We start from the raw sequence: 20,697 nt of genomic DNA on the forward strand, positions 1-20,697 counted from the left end.
GGGAACGGCTGACCGGTCAGCGGGCGGCGCGGCCGGTCTGAAGAACCTCGGGGTTGAGGATGTTGCGGGGGCGCTTGCCCGCCACGACGTCGACGGCGTTCTCGGCCGTGCGGCGCTTCAATTCGGAGTAGGACTCCTCGGTGTAGAAGGCGGCGTGCGGGGTGAGGATCACGTTGTCGAACCGGGTCAGCGGGTGCTCGGCCCCGATCGGCTCCTCCTCCAGCACGTCGATCCCGGCCGCGTGCAGGCGTCCGGACTCCAGTGCCGCGACGAGCGCCGCGGAGTCCACCACGCCGCCGCGCGCGGTGTTGACCAGGACCGCGCCCGGCTTCATCGCCGAGAACGCAGCGCCGTCGAGCAGGTGCAGGCTCGCGGCGTCGAGCGGCGTGTGCACCGTGATGACATCGGACTCTGCGAGCAACTGCTCACGCGAGACTGCGAGCCAGCCCTCCGGGCGGACCTCCCCGGGGCTGAACAGCACGTCGTGGACGAGCACCGTGAACCCGAGCGCGGCGGCCTTGCGGGCCGTCGCGGACCCGATCCGGCCGCACCCGAGGACGCCGACCGTCTGGTTCGAGAACTGCCGGATCGGCAGGGCGGGGCCGAGGTCGTGCTCGCCGCGTCGGATGCCCCGGTCGAGGTTCACCAGACCGCGGATGGTGCCCAGGATGAGCGCGATCGCGTGGTCGGAGACCGCCTCGGTGCCGTAGTCGGGCACGTTGCAGACGGCCACGCCGAGTTCCGTGGCTGCCTCGATGTCGACCGTGTCCACGCCGACGCCGTAGCGGCTGATCACCTTGACGTCCGGCAGCGCCTCGAGGACCTCGCGGGTGATCTTGGCGTACTGCACGATCAGGCCGTCGGCCCCCTGCGCGCCGGCGATGACATCCGCCGGTGCGTTGGTCTGGTTGAGCGTGAACTCACCCCCGGCGGCCGCGACGACGTCGCGTTCGATCTCCAGGGTGGCGTGGTCGCAGTCGGTGACGACGATGCGCATCGGTGCTTCCTTTCCGTTAGATGAGGCCGAACAGTCCGGGTAGCCACAGGGACAGTGCCGGCACGAACTGGATGACCAGGAGCATCACGATCAGCGACACGTAGAACCAGAGCAGCGGCTTGAAGACCCGCTCGACCTTCACCTCGGCCACCTTGGCGCCGACGAACAGGACCGGTGCCGATGGTGGAGATATCACCGCGATGCACATGTTGAACACGAGCATGATGCCGAAGTGGATCGGGCTGATCCCGTACGCCTCCACCGCGATCGGCAGGAAGATCGGCGTGAAGATCAGCACCGCCGGGGTGGCGTCCAGGGGGATCCCGATGATCAGCAGGATGACCATCATGATGAGCAGGAACACGATCTTGGAGTCGGTGATCTGCGTCATCCACTCCCCGATCAGCTGCGGCACCCGGGAGTAGGTCATCGCGAAGGACATGATCGAGGAGAGCCCGATCAGGAAGATGACCACCGAGGAGGTCCGGGTGGACTGCAGCAGGATCTTGGGGAAGTCCTTGATCTTGACCGCCCGGTAGATCATCGCCAGGGCCGCGGAGACCACCACGGAGACCGCGGCGCCCTCGGTGGGGGTGAAGAACCCGAAGATGATCCCACCGATGACGATGAGCACCATGGACAGGGACGGCAGTGCCCGCCAGAGGATCGTCAGGAACACGCGGAACGTCGGGAAACCCTTCCCGCGCAGCTCCGGCTTCTTGCGGGCATAGAGCCAGATGATCACGGCACAGGACAGACCCCAGAGGATGCCGGGGATGTACCCGGCGACGAACAGTGCGCCGACGGACGCCTGGGAGACCAGGGCGTACACGATCAGGGTGTTGGACGGCGGGATCAGCATGCCGGAGGGGGCCGAGGCCACGTTCGCGGCGGCCGCCCAGTGCATGTCGTGGCCGTCCTTGCGCTGCTGCGGCGCCATCGAGGATCCGACGGCGGCCGCGCCCGCGAGGGCGGAGCCGGAGATCGAACCGAACAGCATGTTCGCGACGACGTTGGTCTGCATGAGCGAGCCGGGCATCCGCCCCGTCATCGCTCTGGCCAGATCGATGAGTCTTGTGGCTATGCCGCCGTTGTTCATGATGGCACCGGCCAGCACGAAGAGGGGGATCGCGAGCAACGCGAACGAGTCGATGCCGTTGTAGATCTTCTGGGCGCTCGTGTAGATGCCCTGTTCGTTGCCCTGGAGCAGCACCAGGCAGATCGAGGCGGGAAGTCCGATGGCGACCGAGACGGAGACACCGAGGGCCATCAGGCCGAACATGCCGATCACCATGATGAGAGTGACCATGAGTGCGTCGTTCATGTCAGATCCCCTCTTCCGCGATCTTGCTGATGTCCACGTCTTCCGGCTCGTCGTGGTGAGTGATCTGCTCGTCCGAGGCCCGGACGATGTCGATGGTGTGCAGGATGCTGTAGATGACGATCAGCGCACCGGCGATCGGGAGCACCAGGAACGTCTGACCCTGGGTGACCGGCATCAGCTGCACGTGGTCCTCCCAGCCGGCCAGGACGTTGCGCATCCCGCCCCAGATCATGATCCAGACCGCGAAGAAGGCCACGATCGCGTGGGCCAGGATCGAGACACCCTTGACCGCCTTGACCGGCAGCTTGTTGACGAGCCAGTCGATGGCGACGTCCTCCTTCTCGCCGATCACGTAGGCGGCGCCGATGATGCCCTGCCAGATGAACACGATCCTTGCGCTCACCTCGGTCCAGGGGAGTGAGATCCCCAGGAACCGGACGACCACCTGGGCAATCACCAGGCCGACCATGACCACGAAGAGGATGATGCAGAACCAGCGTAGGAACGCGTTCAACCCCTTGTGGAACCCGTCGATGACCTTCATCGCTGCTCCGATTTCTTGTGCTTCAGGTGTCTTGAACAGCCGAATGGGAGTGCGGCCGAAGTCGCCCGCACCCCCACTCGGGTCAGTGCCTGGTCAGCTCCCGGCGGGGAACTGCTCGTTGTACTGCTGGACCGCGTCGAAGAGGTCCTGTCGCACCGGGTTGTTGATGGACTCCTCGACCAGCGGGGTGACCCGCTCACGGAAGGCCTCGATGTTGACGTCATCGTTGAACTGCGCGCCGGCCTCCTCGGAGGCGGCGATCGACTCGTCGATGAACTCGAGGAAGCCGGTGTTGGCGCTCTCCACCAGATCCGGGATGAGCGCCTGGAAGGCCTCGCGGTCCTCGTCGCTCATGTCCGCGAGGATGTCGGTGTTCATGAGCAGGTAGTCCGGGATCATGAGGTGACGGGTGTAGGAGTAGTATTCCGCGACCTCGTCGTGATTGAGGGCGTTGTAGACCGTCTCGTTGTTCTCGGCGCCGTCGAGCACGCCGGACTGGAGCGCGGTGTAGACCTCGCCCTGGCCCATCGGGGAAGCGACCCCGCCCATCAGCTCGATCATCCGCACCTGGGAGTCGGACTGCTGCACACGAAGCTTCAGGCCGTCCAGGTCCTCGGGCTCCACGACCGGACGCTCCGCGTTGTACACGTTGCGGACCCCGGCGAACAGGGCGGCCAGGACCGTGATGCCCTTGGACTCCTCGATCGAGGCGAACAGGTCGCCGGTGACCTCGGTGTCGGCGAACACGCCGGCCTGGGCCTCCTGGGAGGCGAACATGTACGGCAGGTTGAAGACGATGAAGTCCTCGTTGAAGGACTCCATCACCGGGCCGCCGATGTACATCATCTCGACACTGCCCTCGGAGACGTTGTTCACGACGTCCGCCTGGGTGCCGAGGAGCTCGTTGGCGTACACCTCGATGCCGTAGCGGCCGTCGGTGGCCTCGTAGAGTGCCTCACCTAGTTCGACCGCGGCGAGGTACTGGGGGTGCTCCTCGGTCTGGTTGAACGCGAGCCGCCAGACCGTGTCCGCGCTCGTCACGTCGATGTCGTCTCCGTCGCCACCGTCGATACCACCGCCGGAGCCGCACGCGGCGAGGCCGAGGGTGATGGTCAGGGCAGCTGCTGCGGTCGCGAGGACCTTCTTGCGTGTCATTACAGACCTCTTCGTCCGGGGGATATCACCGAATGTAGTGCGGACGGCCGGCGGCCGCCCCTCGGCTCCGCGATCATCGTGGAGCCGCCCCGCCATGCTAGGTCAATAGTCATATCAAAGCGGGTGGAATAGTGATATCAAAGTGTCAGCGGGTTGTGCAAGTCAACGAGATCGGCTGCAGTCACCGCGGGCATGGACGCCCACCGACACACGAGAGGGACCGGGACGATGATGACGGACATGACGAGCGGGACGAGCGGGACGGCTTCGACAGGGGCGGGAGAGGCGAACGGCGGGGCCGCACCGGGCGCGGATGGCACCAGGGTCGGGGTCATCGGGCTGGGCGTGATGGGTGCGCCGATGGCTCGGCACATGGCGACGGCGGGCATCCCCACCTCGGTGTGGGCACGGCGTCCGGCGATCACGCAGGCGCTCGCCGCGCACGGCGCCTCGGTGGCGGCAACGGCCGCCGAGCTCGCGGCTGCGAGCGACGTGGTCGTCCTGGTGCTGCCCGGCATGCCGGAGATCGACGCCGTGCTGACCGGCCCGGACGGGCTGCTCGCGGGCAATGCCGGTGAGCCCGACGGCGTGGGTGGCGCCGAGCAGGTCGGCTCGTCCGACCCCGACGGCGTGGCCGCCGCTGGGCAGGTCGGCTCGGCGCGGCCGGCCCGGCTGTTGGTGATCTGCTCGACGGTATCCCCGCGCGACGTGCGCGAACTCGCGGATCGACCGGAGCTGCGCGACGCCGGCTGGCGCGTCGTGGACGCCCCGATCTCCGGCGGCGAGCAGGGCGCCGAGGCCGGAACGCTCGCGATCTTCGTCGGCGGCGAACGCGAGGACGTCGAGGTCGTCGCCGGGGTCCTGAGCGCCACCGGGAACCCGGTGCACCTGGGCCCGCTCGGCTCGGGCCAGGTCGGCAAGGCCTGCAACCAGGTGATCGTGGCGGCCACCGTCACCGCCCTCGGAGAGGCCGCGGTCCTCGCCGAGCGGTCCGGGCTGGACGTCGCAGCACTCTTCGACCTGCTCGGCGGCGGCTACGCCGGCTCCCGTCTGCTCGAGGTCAAGAAGGACCGCTTCGTCGCGCACGACCACTCGCCGTCGGGCGCCGCGAAATACATGGTCAAGGACCTCACCGGCGCCCTCGACCAGGCCGAGGACGCCCGCACCACGCTGCCGCTGACCACGCAGCTGCTGCAGACCTTCACCGACCTGACCGCAGCCGGCCTCGGGGACAACGACACCGCCGTCGTCCAGGCCTGGATCGAGCAGCAGGGCGGGCAGGCCTCCTGACGGGCATTGCCTCCCGGGCGGGTGATTGGTAGTATCTATTCCTGCTCGGGCCCAGCCCGCAACGACGCGCACCGCGATACCTGCGGTACTCGCCCCGTCCTACGAAGGTGACCAATGACGACTTCCCTCTTCGACCTCACCGGTCGACTCGCGTTCGTGACCGGTTCCGCCAGGGGTCTCGGCAATGCCCTGGCGCTCGGTCTGGCACAGGCCGGCGCGGACGTCGTCGTGCACGGTCGTGACCAGACGGTCACCGCCGAGGCGGCGGCCAGTATCGCCGAGGAGACCGGGGTGAAGACCCACACGGTCTGCTTCGACGTCACCGACGCGGACGTGGTCCGCGAGCAGGTCACCGCGCTGATCGAGGAGGTCGGCGTGCCGGACATCCTCGTCAACAACGCGGGCATGCAGCACCGCGCGCCGTTCAACTCCTTCCCCGCCGACAAGTGGGACCAGGTCCTCACCACGAACCTCTCCTCGGTCTTCTACGTCTCCCAGCCGGTCACCACCGCGATGGCCGAGCGTGGCTCCGGGAAGGTCATCAACATCGGCTCGGCGATGTCGGCACTGGCCCGTCAGACGATCGCGCCGTACACCGCCTCCAAGGGCGGCGTCGTGATGCTCACCAAGGGCATGGCCGCGGACCTGGCCCGCTTCGACATCCAGGTGAACGCGATCTCGCCGGGGTACTTCGCCTCCGAGATGAACCGCGACCTGTGGAGCGACCCGGAGTTCGACGGCTGGCTCAAGAACCGCACCCCGGCCCACCGCTGGGGCAAGTTCGAAGAGCTCGTCGGTGCCGCGGTGTTCCTCGCCTCGGCCGCGTCCAGCTTCGTGTCCGGCCAGAACATCCACGTCGACGGCGGCCTGACCTCCGTCGTCTGACCACGACTCCGGACGGGCCGCGCCGCCGCGGCCCGTCCTCCCACCCTCGATCAGCAAAGGAACCAGCGTGCGCGCACTCAGCATCCACGGCAAGGAAGACCTTCGGCCCGTTGAGGTCGACGTGCCCGAGCCGGGCCCGGACCAGGTCCGGATCAAGGTCGCCTACGTGGGGATCTGTGGCTCGGACCTGCACTACTACTTCCACGGTGCGAACGGTGCGTTCGTGGTCCGCGAGCCGCTGGTGCCCGGCCACGAGCTCTCCGGCACGGTCGACGCGGACCCGAGCGGCCGGCTCGCCCCGGGCACCCCAGTGACCGTGCACCCGGCCACGTTCGGCCCGGTCGTTGCCGGCCTGGAGGACGCGCGGCACCTGTGGCCCGGCGGTTCCTACCTCGGTTCGGCCTCCACCTGGCCACACACCCAGGGCGGGATGGCGCAGTACCTGGTGGTCGGCGCGGACATGATCCGGGAGCTGCCCGCGGAACTGCCGCTGACCCGGGCCGCGCTCGCCGAGCCGCTCGCAGTGGCGCTGCACGGCGTCTCCCAGGCCGGTGGCGTCGAGGGCGCGCGCGTCCTGGTCAGCGGTGCCGGCCCGATCGGACTGCTCACCGCGTTCGCCGCGAAGGCGCTCGGCGCCGCCCACGTGACCGTGGCCGACGTGGTGCCCGAACCGCTCGAGCGAGCCACCGCCGTCGGCGCGGACGCCACGATCCTGCTCGGCAGCGCCGAGGTGCCCGTCAATGCCTACGACGTGGTGCTCGAGTGCGCGGGCGTGCCCGCGTCCATCACCACGGCGATCGGCGCGGTGCGCCCCCGCGGTGTCGTCGCCCAGGTGGGCATGCTCCCGAACGCCGAGGTGTCGGTGCTGCTCGCGCCGCTGATCTCCAAGGAGGCGCGCCTGGTGGGCTGCTTCCGGTTCGACGACGAGATCGGTGAGGCCGTGCGGCTGCTGAACGCCCACCCCGAGGCAGAGGCCGTGGTGACGCACGTGATCAGCTCCGCCGACGCCGTCGAGGCGTTCGCGACCGCCAAGGACAGCCGCGCCTCGGGCAAGGTCCTCGTCGCACTCTGAGGCTCGAGCGGTCCAGGGTCCGAAGGAGGGCAGCCGGTGGGGAGTGAGGTTCAGCCGACCTCGTCCCGGACCAGCGAGAGCATGGTGCGGGAGGCCTCCTCGGCAGCCTGCGCGCTGCCCTCGGACACCGCGCGGGCCGCGCTGACGTGGCAGGCCAGGGCGAGCGGGTTCGGGTGCGCCGGGGTCAGGCCGAGGTGGGACCGACCGATCAGGACCTCGGTCACGGCCGGCTCGAGCGCCAGCAGCATCGGGTTGCCGCTGGCCCGCAGCAGCGTCACGTGGAACTCGACGTCCACCCGCAGATACTCGTCGGAGTCGCCGCGGCCGGCGTCCCCGATCGCACTGAGCTGGTTGACCAGGTCGAGCAGGAGGGCACGCTGGGCGGCCGTCGCGTGCTGGGCCGCGAGCCGGGTGGCCGTGGGCTCGATGGCGATGCGCAGGTCCATGAGTGCGAGGAGCTGGGCGTCGCGGCCCTCGCCGAGCAGGTTCCAGCGGATCACCTGTGGGTCCAGCACGTTCCAGTCCGCGGCGGGGGAGACGATCAGGCCCACGCGCCGGCGCGCGGTGATCATCCCGAGCGACTGCAGCGCGCGCATGGCCTCCCTGGCCACGGTCCGCGAGACGCCGAACTCCTGCTCCAGGCCCGCCAGCGACATCACCTCGAGTGGTGCGAGCTCACCGCTGACGATGCGACTGCCGAGCACGTCGACCATGTGCTCGTACATGGAGGCCTTAGCCATCGTTGCCAATCTCCGAACCGGGGGGTCTCGACCGCGCCAGTGACTCGCGACATCTGATCTTTACGGCCGAATCTAGCCGGTTTCTACGCTGATTCCTAGTCAGAGTGGAAATTCATCGGATGACTGCATAGGGTTGTTGGGGTGCGCTTCGGCGTGCCCTTGGCTGCCCGGATCCGACCCAGGAGAACCCCACATGACTCGCATCGTCGGCGTCGACATCGAGGACGTCCGCTTCCCCACCTCCCTCACGGCCGATGGCTCGGACGCGATGAACAAGGACGGTGACTACTCCGCCGCGTACGTCGTGCTGCGCACCGACGGGCAGGGGCCCGACGGCGGCCCGTTGGCCGGTCATGGCCTCACCTTCACGATCGGTCGGGGCAACGACATCGTCGCCGTCGCCGCGCGGGAGCAGGCGGCGCAGCTCGTCGGACGGGAGGTCGCCGAGGTCGTCGCCGACCTCGGCGGGGTCTACCGCGACCTCACTGCGGACTCCCAGATCCGCTGGCTCGGCCCGGAGAAGGGCGTGGTGCACCTGTCCCTGTCCGCGGTGATGAACGCGGTCTGGGATCTCGCGGCACGCGCCGCCGGCAAGCCGCTCTGGCGCCTGCTCGCTGACCTGAGCCCCGAGGAGCTGGTCGACGTCGCGGACCTGCGCTACCTGTCCGACGCCCTCACCCGGGACGAGGCGATTGCGATCCTGCGCGCCCAGGAGGCAGGCAAGGCCGAGCGCATCGCCGAGCTCGAGCGCACCGGCTACCCCTGCTACACCACCTCGGCCGGCTGGCTCGGCTACAGCGACGAGAAGCTGCGGCGGCTGTGCCAGGAGGCCATCGACGACGGCTACAACCACATCAAGCTCAAGGTCGGCGCGAACCTCGAGGACGACATCCGCCGCTGCTCGATCGCCCGCGAGGTGATCGGCCCGGACCGGACCCTGATGATCGACGCGAACCAGGTCTGGGACGTGCCTCAGGCGATCGAGTGGACGAACGCCCTCGCGCAGTTCGACCTGCTCTGGATCGAGGAGCCCACCTCGCCCGACGACATCCTCGGGCACGCCGCCATCAAGAAGGGCGTGGCACCCATCGGGGTCGCGACCGGCGAGCACGGCCACAACCGCGTGATGTTCAAGCAGTTCATGCAGGCGGGGGCGATGGACTTCTGCCAGCTCGACACCGGCCGCCTGGGCAGCCTCAACGAGATCATCGCCGTGCTCCTGCTGGCGGCGAAGTTCGGGGTGCCGGTGTGCCCGCACGCCGGCGGCGTCGGCCTGTGCGAGATGGTCCAGCACGTCTCGATGCTGGACTTCGTGGCCGTCTCCGGCACTCGCGAGGGCCGGGTCACCGAGTTCGTCGACCACCTGCACGAGCACTTCACCGACCCGTGCATCGTCGCCGGTGCCGCCTACCGGGTGCCGACCAAGCCGGGGTACTCGACGCAGATGCACGAGTCCTCCATCGCCGAGTTCCGGTTCCCGGACGGTTCGTACTGGGCCGGACAGCTCGCCGAAGCCTCGGCATGAGCCCCGGTCCGGGGTCCGCACCGGCGCCGGATCCAGGTGGGGATGCGGGCGACGGCCGGCGTGGCTCCCGGACCGATCATGTGGTCACCGGGATCGCCCGGCTGATCATCGACGGCGACCTCGCCGCGGGGGACCGGCTGCCGGTCGAGAAGGACCTGGCGGCCCGGTTCGACGTCTCCCGCGGCTCCCTGCGCGAGGCCGTCCGGGCCCTGGCCGCCCTCGGTGTGGTCGAGTCCCGGCAGGGTGACGGCACCTACGTGACGAGCCTCGACCCGGCCCTGCTCGTCGGGCCGCTCGGCCTCGCCGTCGACCTCCAGGCGGCCGGGCACGGCGCGCACATCCATTCGGTGCGCCGGCTGCTCGAGGTGGAGGCGGCCGGCCTCGCCGCCACCCAGGGGCTCGCGTCGACGCCGGAGCGCAGCGACGCCGTCGACGCCATCGAGGCCGCCGCCGCGATGCTGGCGGAGGTGCCACCGGGCGGTCTCGACCGCGCCGCGTTCCTGGAGCTCGACCTGGCCTTCCACCGCGCCATCGGGGCGGCCTCCGGCAATCCCGTGCTCGCCGCCCTCATCGAGGCGCTCGCCGGCCGGACCGCGAGGCACCGGCTCCTGCGCAGCGCCACCGAGGCCGGGGTGGAGCACCGGACGCAGGCCGAGCACGAGGCGATCCTGAGCGCCGTCACCGCCGGCGACCCGGAGCGGGCGCGGGTCCGGATGGCCGCGCACCTGCTCGCCGTCGAGGATTTCCTGCGCGGGAGCGAGTGACGTCCACGTCCGCGATGCGAGCCCGATGCCACCGAACGGCGGTATCTGGGCATCGAAGGTAGAAGGCACCGTGTGATGGTAGAATCTACCGATGAGCCTCAACATCAAGAATGAGCGCGTCCATGCGTTGGCTCGCGAAGCGGCCGAGCGCACGGGCCGAACACAGACAGGTGCGATCGAGTTCGCGCTCGAGCGGCTCCTGGCGACGTTGCCGGAGCGCGACGAACGCGGCGGAGCGCGCATCGACCGTCTGCTCGACGACCTTCGTGGGCGGCTCGGTGATGACACCCTCACGACGGACGACCTCTACGACGAGACCGGCCTCTACAGGTGATCGTCGACACCTCGGCCGTCGTAGCCCTGATCCTTGACGAACCCGAGGCGGCTGCGATCCGCGCCGCGCTCGTGGCGGGTGCGGTGATGTCGGCGGCCACCTACGTGGAGCTCGGCGTCGTCGTCCACCGCAAGGGGGGTGAGGCCGCGACCAGAAGGCTCGACGCACTGTTGGAGGAGCTCGGGATCGAGATCGTGCCACTCACGCCGCGACAGGGCAGGCTCGCCCGAGCGGCCTACGCGGAGTACGGCCGAGGCAGTGGCCATCCGGCGGCACTGAATCTCGGTGACTGTTTCAGCTATGCACTCGCAGCCGACCGACGTGAGCAACTGCTGTTCGTCGGTCGTGACTTCGTCCATACCGACGCGGTGAGTGTGCTCTGACCCCGGGAGTCAAGGGTCGGGACAGCGGCCCCGGTCCGGCAGGCCGTGCGGGGCAGTCGGTGGTTGCACGGTTGCCGACGGGGTGGCTCGGTCGGTGGGCCCTCCACTAGGGTCGGCTGGCCTACGCCGACGTCGCGCTCAGAGACGTCGCGAAGGTGCGTGACCATCCCCCCACGATCCCCGACGACGGGAGTTGACCGACGGTGCCATTCGCCACTGACACGGTGCTGACCGAGCTGTACCTCCTCTGTATCGCGTTCGTCCTCTGCGCGGCCATCGGCACCGAGCGCCAGGTCCGTCAGAAGGCCGCGGGGTTCCGCACCCACGTCCTGGTCGGCACGGGATCGGCCGGCTTCACGCTCGTGTCCGCGTTCGGTTTCGAGAACGTCCTGGGCGCGGACGTGAACCTGGACCCGTCCCGGATCGCCGCTCAGATCGTGAGCGGGATCGGGTTCCTCGGCGCCGGGGTCATCTTCACCCGCAAGGACGTGGTGCGCGGCCTGACCACGGCGGCCACGATCTGGGTCGCCGCCGCCGTGGGCATGGCCGCCGGGGCGGGGATGGTCGCGCTCGCGGTGCTGCTGACCGTGCTGCACCTGCTCTGCCTGGTGGTGCTCGCGCCGCTGGTCAGGCGGATCCCGACCAAGGACCGCCGCCGGGTCCTGCGGCTGACCTACCTGGACGGCAACGGCGTCCTGCGCCGCATCCTGGCGGCCGCCAACGGAGCCGGCTTCGCAGCCTCGCTGCTGTCCACCCGGCACACCAGGATCGACGGCGAGGACTGCGTCCTCATGGACGTCCGGTTCTCCGGCCGGTACCCGCTGGCCGACCTCATCCCGACCCTGTCCGAGATCGACGGCATCCGCGGCGTCGCGGTGCGTGACATCGATGACGACATCGACGACGAACTCGCCTGAGGTGACCTATCGAGCGACCGCGACGGACCGGCCGATGGTCGTCGGATCCTCCAGCAGATCGACCATGGCGCGGGCGAGGTCGGCGCGAGCGATCAGGATCCCGCCGCGCACGTTGCTGTCGCGGCGCTCCCGGTAGCCGGAGCGCCCCCGGCCCTGGGTGAGCATGGGCGGGCGCACGATCGTCCAGTCGAGGCCGGAGTCGTGGATCACCGCCTCCGTGGCCACCATGTCCGCGAACTGGTCCCGCAGTACCCGCTGCACGATCGGCTTCGCGACGTAGCGGGTGAGCGGTCCGTCGCCGTCGGTGAACGGACCGCTCGCCGTGATCAGCGCCAACCGGTCCACGCCCGCGATCCGCATCGCCCGGACCGTCGCGATCGCACTCCTCTCCATCACGCCGACGTCGGTCCTGTGGACCGGTCCGATGCAGAACGCGACGGCCTCGGCGCCCGTCATCGCCTCGGCGAGGGCGGTGGAGTCGGTTCCCTCGGCGATGGCGGCGTTCCAGTCGGATCGGGCTTTGGCGGGGTTGCGCACGACGGCGATCACGTCGTGGCCTCGGGACGAGGCGTGGTCGACGAGCTCGCGGCCGGTGCGGCCGGAGGCTCCGAGAACGACGAGTCGCATGAGTTGGTCTCCTTCATTCGATGGTGAGTGAGTGTTCACTCACCTGCGCTCAGGATAGGGTGAGTGAACACTCACTTGTCAAGGGAGGGGCAGTTCACCATGACGGCACGGGAGCGGATCCTGGACGCGGCGGCGTCCGTCATGCGCGAACGCGGCATCGCCCGGGCGACCACCAAGGAGATCGCTCGCGTGGCCGGGTGCTCGGAGGCTCTGCTCTACAAGTACTTCGCCGACAAGCAGGAGATCTTCCTTGGCGTGCTCTCCGAGCGGATGCCGCCCATCGCCGGCGCGGCCGAGCTGACCGGCACGGTCCGCGAGAACCTCGAGACGCTCACCCGAGACGTGCTCGTGTTCTACGTCCAGACGTTTCCGATCGCGGCCGCAGTGTTCAGCGAGGCTGACCTCCTCACCGCCTGGCGGGACGGCTTGCGCGCCCGCGACGCCGGCCCGCACGTCGTCCATGCCATCGTCGAGGACTACGTGGCGAGCGAACGGCGGGCCGGCAGGCTGCCGATCTCCATCGATCCCTGGGCCACTGCGGTGCTGCTCTGCGGGGCAGCGCTCCAGCAGGCCTTCCTGGCGACGTTCGCCGGCGAGACCGAGATCCCGGACGCCGGGGAGGTCGCCGCCAGACTCGTCGCGGGCGTCCTAGGCCCCGCCGAACGACACGCCCCGCCTAGGTGAGGACGCGCGGACAGGTCTAGGTTTCGTCGGGTGTCCATGCAAACACGGCCGATCCGGCTCCGCGGCACCCGCGCACCGGTGCTCGGCCGACCGGGACAGGTCCTGGTCGCCAGCTTCGCGGGGGCGGTCGTCGTCGGGACCCTGCTCCTCATGCTCCCGATCGCGGTGGTGTCGGAGCCACCACCTGGACCGTTGCCGTCGGATACCGGTCCATGGGGCGGCGCACCCGTCCTGGCCGCGCTGTTCACGGCGACGTCGGCCGTCTGCGTCACCGGGCTGATCGTGGTGGACACCGCCACCTACTGGAGCCCGTTCGGACAAGTGGTGGTCCTCGCCCTGATCCAGCTCGGCGGGCTCGGCATCATGACCTTCGCCTCGCTCCTGACGATCCTGCTCGCCCGACGTCTGGGACTGCGGTCCCGCCTGATCGCGAGCGCGAGCGTCCGCAGCGTCAGTCTCGGGGACGTCCGCGCCATCGTGATCGGCGTCGCGAAGGTCGGCTTCGGCACGGAGGCCGTCGTCGCCGTCGTCCTCGCGGTGCGCCTGGCGACGGGGTACGGCGCCGGGTTCGGGGAGTCCGTCTGGTTCGGCCTCTTCCACTCGGTCTCGGCGTTCAACAACGCCGGCTTCGCGCTCTACTCCGACAACCTGATGGGGTTCGTGACCGATCCCTGGGTCGGCCTGCCGATCGCCGCAGCCGTGGTCCTCGGCGGCCTGGGCTTCCCGGTGATCTTCGAGCTACGGCGCCATTTCCGGATGCCCCGGAAGTGGTCGATGCACACCAAGCTGGTGCTGTCCGGGACCGTCGTGCTGCTGCTCGGCGGGGTCATCACGATCACCGCGCTGGAGTGGTCCAACCCGCAGACCCTCGGCCCACTGGACCCGGCCGGCAAGGTCCTCGCCGGGGTCTTCGCGTCGGTGGTGGCCCGGACGGCCGGCTTCAACAGCATCGACATCTCGGCGATGCACACCCAGACGTGGTTCGCGCAGGACGTGCTCATGTTCATCGGCGGGGGTCCGGCGGGCACGGCGGGCGGCCTGAAGATCACGACGTTCGCGGTGCTGTTCTTCATCATCGTCACCGAGATCCGTGGCGGCACGGCCGTGAACATCTTCGGCCGCCGCCTCGCCCGATCCGTGCACCGGGAGGCCACGACGGTCGCCCTCCTCGCGGTGGCCGTCGTCATGATCGGGACCTGGTCCCTGCTCATCATGACCACCTTCAGCCTGGACCAGATCGTGTTCGAGGTGGTGTCCGCCTTCGCGACCGTTGGGCTGTCCACCGGGATCACCCACCTGCTTCCGACCGGCGGGCAACTGATCCTCGTCGCACTGATGTTCATCGGACGCCTCGGACCGCTGACCCTGGCGTCCGCGTTAGCGTTGCGTTCTCGCAGCTCCTACGTCGAGCTGCCGAAAGAAAGGCCGATCATTGGCTAGCATCCCGCGGGCCGCGCCCGGCTCGATCGCCCTGAACGACTCCGATTCCGTGGTGGTCGCCGGCCTCGGGCGGTTCGGCAGCGCGTTGGCGATCGAACTGGCGGAGGCCGGTGTCGAGGTTCTCGGCATCGACACCGATGAGGAGATCGTCCAGGGGCTCAGCGACACCCTGACGCACGTGGTCCGGGCGGACACCACCAAGATGGAGGCCCTGGAGCAACTTGGCGTTCCGAACTTCTCGCACGTGGTGGTCGCGATCGGTTCCAACGTCGAAGCCTCCATCCTGACCACCTCCTGGATGCTCCGCTTCGAGATCGAGCACCTCTGGGCCAAGGCGATCAGCGAGCCGCACGGCCAGATCCTCACGCAGCTCGGCGTCCAGCACGTCGTCTCCCCCGAGTCGGACATGGGCCGGCGGGTAGCCCACCTGCTGCGCGGGTCGATCGCCGACTATCAGGACGTCGGCGGCGGGTTCGCGACGGTCACCGCGAAGGCACCGCCCTCGATGGTCGGGAAGTCCCTCGATCAGGTCGGCCTGCGCAAGAAGCACAACCTGAACGTGGTCGCCGTCATGCAGCAGGACGGCACCTGGGCGCACGCGACCGGCGAGACGATCCTCAACTGGGACGACACGGTCATCGTCATGGGACCCTCCGCACTCGCCGAACGGTTCATCGACATGTCGTGAGCGCCGCCACTACCGCCGGTGCGTCACCGCCCGCTCGGCGAGGCCGAGCGGGCGATCCGGGCACGTACGGTCCCGGACGTCGCCGCGCAAGCGATCCCGCCGAGTTAGTACCTGCCAGTCCGACCTCGTACATCACGACGTGCGAGGTCGAGGCGGCCAGTACTAGGTCGCCGTGACGCCGGGTCAGAGGCCGAGCAGGACCCTGCTGCCGCGGGCGCGCACGAGGGCAGCGGCGGCGGCGATGATCCGCGGGGCGAGCGTCGTGGAGACCCCGGGCAGGGTGGCGACCAGGGTGGGGTCGGCGCCGGCGAGCGCGACGACGTCCGGCACCCCGGCGGCCACCAGCGCCGCGGCCCGGGCCGGCCCGATGAACTCGACCTCCTCGAGGGAGGCCTCGACCATGACCTCCGCGACCAGGGCCGGGCCGGTGGCCGGGGTCCGGGCCGGCAGTCGGAACATCGGGAGCGCGACCGCGGTCGGCTGCCCGCCGGCCCGGCCGACGACCCGCCCACCGGTGCGCACCACGCCCGTGCCGCACGAGGTGCAGGTGCCCACCGAGACCGGCCGCCCCGCCGTCGAGATGGCCTGGGGCGCGCGGGGGACCGGCGCCGTCCGCCCGCAACCGCGGCAGTAGCAGGCCGTGCCGTCCTCGCTCGAGCCGGGCGGGGTCGGCGGGCAGAGCCCTTCCGGCGGGACCGGCGCGGGTGCGGTCGGTCCCTCCTCGAGGACCACGCCGACCCCGGTCAGGCTCACCTCGCCCGGGGCTTCGGATGCCAGGTACACCTCGACCTCGGTCGGCGACCCGAGCCGCAGGTGCAGGTCGGTGAGCGTGAGCGCGGCGCCGGGTGGCACCACGATCGCCAGGATCGCCTCCACGGCGCCGGCGGGGACGGTGCCGGTCGCGCCGTGGGCGTCCAGGTCGAGCTCGTCCACCTCGAGCACCACGGACTGCCCGACGGCGGTCGTCGCCTCGTCGGCGAACCGCACCTCGAGCCGTGCTCCCGGGGCGCCGGTCGTGACCGCCCGGAACGTCAGTTCGTAGGTGTCCCCGGCGCTCACGCCGACCACCTGCGCGAGCTCCGACGGCGCCGCGCCGCCGTTCGTGAACGTCGCCCCGCCGTCGGTCGGCGTGCTCGTCAGTGCCCCCGCCGCCACCGATTCCACCGGGCTCCAGGTGGTCCCGGCGACGTCGGCGGAGCCGGCCAGGCTGACGTCGTCGACGAGCAGGTAGGACTCGGCGGCATGGAAGCGCACCTCGGCGCTACGGGCGCCGGCCGGCGCGGTGAGGACGGCCTCGTGGTGGGGGACCCGCTCCAGGACGGACCGGTCGGCGGTGTCGAACACGCTCACCGGCACCCGGTCCACCCGCTCGACGCCGCAGGCGTCCCCGATCCAGCGCACCTGCGCGCTGGCCCCCTCGACCAGCGCGACGCCGTCGAACGCGAACCGGTACCGGGCGCCGCCGACGACCGGGACCACCTGCGCGAGCGCCGACTGGGCCACGGCGCCGGGCTTGGCGGTCTGCCTCAGCCCGGGAGCAGGAGCCGGCGCGGGAACCGGGGCCTGCCGCAGGGCCACCGGCCGGTCCCCGATCAGGGCCATCAGCCGCCCCGTCGGCAGCGCGATCGGGCGCACCTGGCCGGCGGTCAGCTCCCACTCCACCGGGACCGGGTCGCCGATCGTGATCAGCACGGCGGCGTCAGCGAACGGTCGGGTGAGCACGGCGTGGGTGCCGGGCGGGCTGACGGCGACGCCCGGGTCACCGTCGCCGGCCAGGGTGTAGCGGCCGGCGCTGGTGCGCCGGGCCGCGACGTCGAGCACCGTGACCGCGTCGGCGCCCACCACGACGGCGAGGCCACCCGTGGCGTCCAGGGCGAGCGCGCTCGCCGGCGAGTTCGGCCCGCCCACGCCGACCCGGGCGCCGACCTCGAGGTTCCCGGGGTCGAGGTAGCGCACCTGGGCCGCGGTCAGCACCAGGACCTGGCCCGGTGCGCACGCGACGCCGCGGGCGCCCTCGACGACGTCCGGCGTGGCCTCGCGGCGGTCGCCGACTCCGACGGCGGCGCGGTCGTCGTAGACGAACAGGTGGGTGACCTCGTCGGCGCCCGACGACGGCGACGGCGTCCGGGTGAGCACGGCGACGAGCCCGTCGATGCCGGTGGCCAGCGCGACCGGCACGCCGGGCACGTCGTCGGCCGGGATGTCCGCGGGCAACGGGCCCCCGGTGGCGGCCGCCTCGAGCAGGGCCCAGTCCAGGTGCCGGACCACGGTGCGCCGCCCGGACTCGGTGCTCGTCACGCCGGCCAGGTAGACGCCGAGGCCGTCGGCGGCCGGGGCCAGGTGCGTCACCGGGTCCGGCACCACGATCGGCTCACCGAGGGGCCGCCCGGTCGCGGCATCGACGACCACCAGTGCGCCGCGCGTGACGCTGGAGGAGGACAGGCCAACCCCCCGCCGCGCATCGATCGAGACGATCAGGCGCCGCCCGCCCGGGTCGATCGCGACGGCGAGCGGCTCGCCGGCGCCGAGGTCCGTGCGCAGCAGCCGACGGCGGGAGTACGTCTCGTAGGCGGTCAGGACGGCGACCGGCGCGTCGTCGACGAACCGGTGGCCGACGACGAACACCTCCGCGCCGTCCGGGGCGACCACGGCCAGGTCCTGGGCCACCTCGGGTGCCCCGGACAGGCGCCCGGTCTCCACCGGCTGCTGCCCCACCCGGTACCACTGCCCGAAGTCACCGTTCGCGATCTCCTCGCCGGCGTCCGGACCGCCGCCCGCGGACGACAGCGCGGTGTTCAGCGCGTCGGCGACCTCCGGGAAGTCCAGCGAGAAGTCCACGGCGCCGGACGGGGCGAACCGCTGCAGCGAGACCGCCACCTCCTGCCCACCACCGCCCGCGCGCAACTCCAGGGGCATCCGGAACCCGGTGGTCGCGTGCCGCAGCCGGAGCGCGGCGGCCGCACCGATCCCGGCCGCACCGACGGCACCGGCCGCACCGGCCGCACCGGCACCGTCGACCGCCCGCCAGGACAGTCCGCCGTCGCGGGTCTGCTGCAGCGCCGGGCCGGGGAGCCCACCCTCGTCGGCGGGCCCCGGTGCGGCGCTCCACGCGGCGCGTCCGGCGGTCGCCTGCACCACCAGCCAGACGCGGCGGGCCGGCAGTTCCAGCTCCCCGGGCAGCGCCACGTTCAGCCAGGTCGGTGCGCCCGCCGTGTCCCGGTTGATCACCAGTTCCGCGGGTCGCGGGAGCAGGGCGGTGCGGCCGGGTTTGCCGTCGTCGTCGGCGAAGAGCCCGACGGCGAGGCTCGCCTGCGCGGAGACGGAGGTCACCAGCAGGTCGACGGACGTCGCGACGAGCGGCGCGGCCGGCGCCAGCGGCTGCGCCAGCGACCCGCCGGCTTCGAGGGCCACCAGGTCAACCGCCGCGGCCGCGGTCACCGGCCCGTGCACCACCTGGGTCGCGGCGAACGCCCCGAGCACCTGCCCGGTCGTGCCGGCGACCACGGCGCCCGCCGGCACCGCGACGACCAGGCGACCTCCGTCGTCGGACGGGACGCCGTCGAACGCGTACTGCGCGCGCACGGTGCGCACCTGCGCGGGCGCCACGGCGAGTGTGAACTCGACGTCGAGGGTGACGTCCAGGCGGGCGATCGAGTCCGAGTGCAGCACGAGTTCGAGCACGTGAGCGCCGTTGGCCACGGGCAGGCCGGGCAGCAGGGCCGTCACCACCTCGCTGAAGTCCGGGGTGGTGACGGAGGCGGTCAGGTCCCCGAAGTGGGACCAGAACACCGGACCGCCGGCGACGGCGAGGGTGAGGTTGCTCGGTGGGGAAGCGACCCGGAGCACGGACACGTCCACCCCACCGGCGGGCACCCGCAGCCCGGTGACGCTCACCCCCGGCAGCTCGGTCGAGTTCGAGAGCTCGAACGCCGGGCCGTCGGTGAAGCCGCCGTTGGAGTCGAGGCCGAGGAACCCGCCGCCGAGGTCCACCAGCAGCGGCGCGCCGGCGAACCCGCTGCCGGTCAGCGACGCGAGCCGGCGCCGGGCGTGCAGGTCCACCTCGAGGGCGCCGGTGCCGACCACCTTCGACGCCCCCCACGAGCCCGGACCGGTCCCGGCGCCGAACGTCAACGACTCCAGGAACCGGCCATCGGCGTCGGCGCTGACCGGCGTGAGGGTGAGGGTGGCCCGGCCGAGCACGGCGCCAACGGGCAGCCGGCGCAGCACGAGGCGCCGGTCCCGCTCGAACGGCAGCAGCGCACCGGTGTGCCGTGCCTGCACGTGCATGGTGACCTCCACTCGTGAGCCGGCCGGGACTCAGACCTTCAGCAGGACCATCAGCTTCAGCTCGTTCTCGAACCGGCCGATGTTGTCGTTGCCGGGCAGGTCCTGGTCCGGGTCCAGCACCGGCTGGCTCGGGTCGTTGATGTAGGCCCGTGCGCGGGACTCGGGCCCGTCGTCCGCACGGTGCGGGGGCACGAACCAGAGCGCGGTCCGGTTGTTGTCCAGGTGCTGCACCCCCACGTTCGCCGGCCGCGCGAGCAGCCGCACGCCGTCGTTGCCGAACACGTTCAGCCCCGGGAAGTTGACCGTCTTGCGCGGGTGGCTGATGAACAGGATGTCGTCCCAGTCCCCGTTGTCCTTGAGCCGCTTCACGGACTGCTGCTCCTTGCAGCAGCGTTCGAACCAGGGCGAGCGGGCGTACTGGTCGTCGCTGAACCGGTCGTTCGGAGCCGCGAAGAACGCCTGCCAGAACTCGGTCTCGAGGTCGTCGAGGCTCGAGGTGTCGGTGTAGGACACCTGGTACCGGGTGAGCATGTCCTTGAACGGGATGCCGACGTCCGGGCCGTCGGGTGGCTGGATGTCGATGGCGCGCCGGCCACCGGAGTTGTTCGGGACCCGGACCCGGCGCTCCTCCGCCTGGCACAGGTAGAACGTGGCGAACGCGGCGCGGGTCTCGTCGTCCTCGCGGGCCGCCACCTCGAAGTATTCGAGCTGGTAGAGGTCCACGAGCGGCGGGGTGCCGAGCTCGTGCTCGATGACGGTGATGTCCCCGCCCTTGAGCACCTTGAACAGCTGCTGGTACCCGGTGCGCTCACGGACCTCGTCGAGGACCCGGCGGGCCACCTCCTCGGTGAGGGCGGCGATGTCCAGGCCGCCCACGTGGTGGGCGTCGTCGGCCGTCGCGACGTGGGTGATCGCCTCGGCGGCCGCGGCGGCCTGCGTTCGGATGTCCTCGTGGATCCTCACCTGCATGGTGTTCCATGCGTCAGCGGTGACGAGATCGCCGGGCTCCTGGGTCACGTACGGGGGTGCTGTCTCGGTCAT

General features: G+C 70.8%; 19 protein-coding genes. 11 read left to right on the forward strand and 8 right to left on the reverse strand.

The annotated features are described in order from the left end of the window. Positions 1–16 precede the first annotated feature (16 nt). The 4 genes from GKS42_RS02480 to GKS42_RS02495 all read right to left on the reverse strand — a co-directional run bounded on the left by GKS42_RS02480 (position 17) and on the right by GKS42_RS02495 (position 4,020). Entirely contained in the window at positions 17–997 is a 981-nt protein-coding gene (locus tag GKS42_RS02480) for a C-terminal binding protein (RefSeq protein WP_154792405.1), read from the reverse strand. A gap of 16 nt (positions 998–1,013) precedes the next feature. Then, complete coding sequence (locus GKS42_RS02485; protein ID WP_154792406.1) at positions 1,014–2,321, reverse strand: TRAP transporter large permease; 1,308 nt, start codon at positions 2,319–2,321, stop codon at positions 1,014–1,016. Position 2,322: 1 nt separating this feature from the next. Beyond that, the gene (locus GKS42_RS02490; RefSeq protein WP_154792407.1) at positions 2,323–2,865 is read right to left on the reverse strand and encodes a TRAP transporter small permease; all 543 of its coding nucleotides are present in this window, start codon (positions 2,863–2,865) and stop codon (positions 2,323–2,325) included. A gap of 93 nt (positions 2,866–2,958) precedes the next feature. After that, positions 2,959–4,020 (reverse strand): TRAP transporter substrate-binding protein, encoded by a 1,062-nt coding sequence (locus GKS42_RS02495; protein ID WP_154792408.1) that lies wholly within the window; start codon positions 4,018–4,020, stop codon positions 2,959–2,961. Between the two features lie 240 nt (positions 4,021–4,260). Between GKS42_RS02495 and GKS42_RS02500 the strand changes: the two genes are divergently transcribed. From GKS42_RS02500 to GKS42_RS02510, 3 genes are all read left to right on the forward strand, one after another. Next, complete coding sequence (locus GKS42_RS02500) at positions 4,261–5,310, forward strand: NAD(P)-dependent oxidoreductase (RefSeq protein ID WP_154792409.1); 1,050 nt, start codon at positions 4,261–4,263, stop codon at positions 5,308–5,310. A gap of 114 nt (positions 5,311–5,424) precedes the next feature. Next, positions 5,425–6,195 (forward strand): SDR family oxidoreductase, encoded by a 771-nt coding sequence (locus tag GKS42_RS02505; protein ID WP_154792410.1) that lies wholly within the window; start codon positions 5,425–5,427, stop codon positions 6,193–6,195. A 67-nt stretch (positions 6,196–6,262) separates the two neighbouring features. Further along, the gene (locus GKS42_RS02510; RefSeq protein WP_154792411.1) at positions 6,263–7,267 is read left to right on the forward strand and encodes an L-idonate 5-dehydrogenase; all 1,005 of its coding nucleotides are present in this window, start codon (positions 6,263–6,265) and stop codon (positions 7,265–7,267) included. 50 nt (positions 7,268–7,317) lie between these two features. On the opposite strand, the gene GKS42_RS02515 is transcribed toward GKS42_RS02510, so the two are convergent. Next, a complete protein-coding gene (locus GKS42_RS02515) occupies positions 7,318–8,007 on the reverse strand; it encodes a FadR/GntR family transcriptional regulator (protein WP_154792412.1) in 690 nt (229 codons plus the stop codon). 193 nt (positions 8,008–8,200) lie between these two features. On the opposite strand from GKS42_RS02515, the gene GKS42_RS02520 reads away from it, so the two are divergent. The 5 genes from GKS42_RS02520 to GKS42_RS02540 all read left to right on the forward strand — a co-directional run bounded on the left by GKS42_RS02520 (position 8,201) and on the right by GKS42_RS02540 (position 11,930). After that, complete coding sequence (locus GKS42_RS02520) at positions 8,201–9,532, forward strand: L-fuconate dehydratase (protein ID WP_154792413.1); 1,332 nt, start codon at positions 8,201–8,203, stop codon at positions 9,530–9,532. Continuing rightward, entirely contained in the window at positions 9,529–10,296 is a 768-nt protein-coding gene (locus GKS42_RS02525) for a FadR/GntR family transcriptional regulator (protein WP_154792414.1), read from the forward strand. Before GKS42_RS02520 ends, GKS42_RS02525 begins: the two co-directional genes overlap by 4 nt. A gap of 91 nt (positions 10,297–10,387) precedes the next feature. Next, the gene (locus GKS42_RS02530; RefSeq protein WP_154792415.1) at positions 10,388–10,630 is read left to right on the forward strand and encodes a type II toxin-antitoxin system VapB family antitoxin; all 243 of its coding nucleotides are present in this window, start codon (positions 10,388–10,390) and stop codon (positions 10,628–10,630) included. After that, entirely contained in the window at positions 10,627–11,013 is a 387-nt protein-coding gene (locus GKS42_RS02535) for a type II toxin-antitoxin system VapC family toxin (RefSeq protein WP_154792416.1), read from the forward strand. Before GKS42_RS02530 ends, GKS42_RS02535 begins: the two co-directional genes overlap by 4 nt. 203 nt (positions 11,014–11,216) lie before the next feature. Beyond that, positions 11,217–11,930 carry an MgtC/SapB family protein gene (locus GKS42_RS02540; RefSeq protein ID WP_154792417.1) on the forward strand — a complete coding sequence of 238 codons (714 nt, stop codon included), beginning with the start codon at positions 11,217–11,219 and terminating at the stop codon, positions 11,928–11,930. A gap of 6 nt (positions 11,931–11,936) precedes the next feature. Here the strand turns inward: GKS42_RS02540 and GKS42_RS02545 are convergent, their stop codons facing one another. Then, positions 11,937–12,557 carry an NAD(P)-dependent oxidoreductase gene (locus GKS42_RS02545; protein WP_154792418.1) on the reverse strand — a complete coding sequence of 207 codons (621 nt, stop codon included), beginning with the start codon at positions 12,555–12,557 and terminating at the stop codon, positions 11,937–11,939. Between the two features lie 63 nt (positions 12,558–12,620). Between GKS42_RS02545 and GKS42_RS02550 the strand changes: the two genes are divergently transcribed. From GKS42_RS02550 to GKS42_RS02560, 3 genes are read left to right on the forward strand one after another with little or no spacing between them, the layout of a single operon-like run. After that, entirely contained in the window at positions 12,621–13,241 is a 621-nt protein-coding gene (locus tag GKS42_RS02550; RefSeq protein ID WP_210769295.1) for a TetR/AcrR family transcriptional regulator, read from the forward strand. A gap of 36 nt (positions 13,242–13,277) precedes the next feature. Further along, positions 13,278–14,681 (forward strand): TrkH family potassium uptake protein, encoded by a 1,404-nt coding sequence (locus tag GKS42_RS02555; RefSeq protein ID WP_154796501.1) that lies wholly within the window; start codon positions 13,278–13,280, stop codon positions 14,679–14,681. Then, the gene (locus tag GKS42_RS02560; RefSeq protein WP_232847890.1) at positions 14,674–15,369 is read left to right on the forward strand and encodes a potassium channel family protein; all 696 of its coding nucleotides are present in this window, start codon (positions 14,674–14,676) and stop codon (positions 15,367–15,369) included. The genes GKS42_RS02555 and GKS42_RS02560 overlap by 8 nt, the downstream gene beginning before the upstream one ends. Before the next feature lie 183 nt (positions 15,370–15,552). Here the strand turns inward: GKS42_RS02560 and GKS42_RS02565 are convergent, their stop codons facing one another. Continuing rightward, positions 15,553–19,656 (reverse strand): helix-hairpin-helix domain-containing protein, encoded by a 4,104-nt coding sequence (locus GKS42_RS02565; protein WP_154792420.1) that lies wholly within the window; start codon positions 19,654–19,656, stop codon positions 15,553–15,555. A 30-nt stretch (positions 19,657–19,686) separates the two neighbouring features. Continuing rightward, complete coding sequence (locus GKS42_RS02570) at positions 19,687–20,697, reverse strand: hypothetical protein (RefSeq protein ID WP_154792421.1); 1,011 nt, start codon at positions 20,695–20,697, stop codon at positions 19,687–19,689.

Origin of the sequence: Occultella kanbiaonis, assembly GCF_009708215.1 — a bacterium.
GTDB lineage: Bacteria > Actinomycetota > Actinomycetes > Actinomycetales > Beutenbergiaceae > Occultella > Occultella kanbiaonis.

Coding starts and splice junctions, on each gene's coding strand:
- GKS42_RS02480 (WP_154792405.1), bottom strand. CDS start 997: ATGCGCATCGTCGTCACCGACTGCGACCACGCCACCCTGGAGATCGAA.
- GKS42_RS02485 (WP_154792406.1), bottom strand. CDS start 2,321: ATGAACGACGCACTCATGGTCACTCTCATCATGGTGATCGGCATGTTC.
- GKS42_RS02490 (WP_154792407.1), bottom strand. CDS start 2,865: ATGAAGGTCATCGACGGGTTCCACAAGGGGTTGAACGCGTTCCTACGC.
- GKS42_RS02495 (WP_154792408.1), bottom strand. CDS start 4,020: ATGACACGCAAGAAGGTCCTCGCGACCGCAGCAGCTGCCCTGACCATC.
- GKS42_RS02500 (WP_154792409.1), top strand. CDS start 4,261: ATGACGAGCGGGACGAGCGGGACGGCTTCGACAGGGGCGGGAGAGGCG.
- GKS42_RS02505 (WP_154792410.1), top strand. CDS start 5,425: ATGACGACTTCCCTCTTCGACCTCACCGGTCGACTCGCGTTCGTGACC.
- GKS42_RS02515 (WP_154792412.1), bottom strand. CDS start 8,007: ATGGCTAAGGCCTCCATGTACGAGCACATGGTCGACGTGCTCGGCAGT.
- GKS42_RS02520 (WP_154792413.1), top strand. CDS start 8,201: ATGACTCGCATCGTCGGCGTCGACATCGAGGACGTCCGCTTCCCCACC.
- GKS42_RS02525 (WP_154792414.1), top strand. CDS start 9,529: ATGAGCCCCGGTCCGGGGTCCGCACCGGCGCCGGATCCAGGTGGGGAT.
- GKS42_RS02530 (WP_154792415.1), top strand. CDS start 10,388: ATGAGCCTCAACATCAAGAATGAGCGCGTCCATGCGTTGGCTCGCGAA.
- GKS42_RS02545 (WP_154792418.1), bottom strand. CDS start 12,557: ATGCGACTCGTCGTTCTCGGAGCCTCCGGCCGCACCGGCCGCGAGCTC.
- GKS42_RS02555 (WP_154796501.1), top strand. CDS start 13,278: ATGCAAACACGGCCGATCCGGCTCCGCGGCACCCGCGCACCGGTGCTC.
- GKS42_RS02565 (WP_154792420.1), bottom strand. CDS start 19,656: ATGCACGTGCAGGCACGGCACACCGGTGCGCTGCTGCCGTTCGAGCGG.
- GKS42_RS02570 (WP_154792421.1), bottom strand. CDS start 20,697: ATGACCGAGACAGCACCCCCGTACGTGACCCAGGAGCCCGGCGATCTC.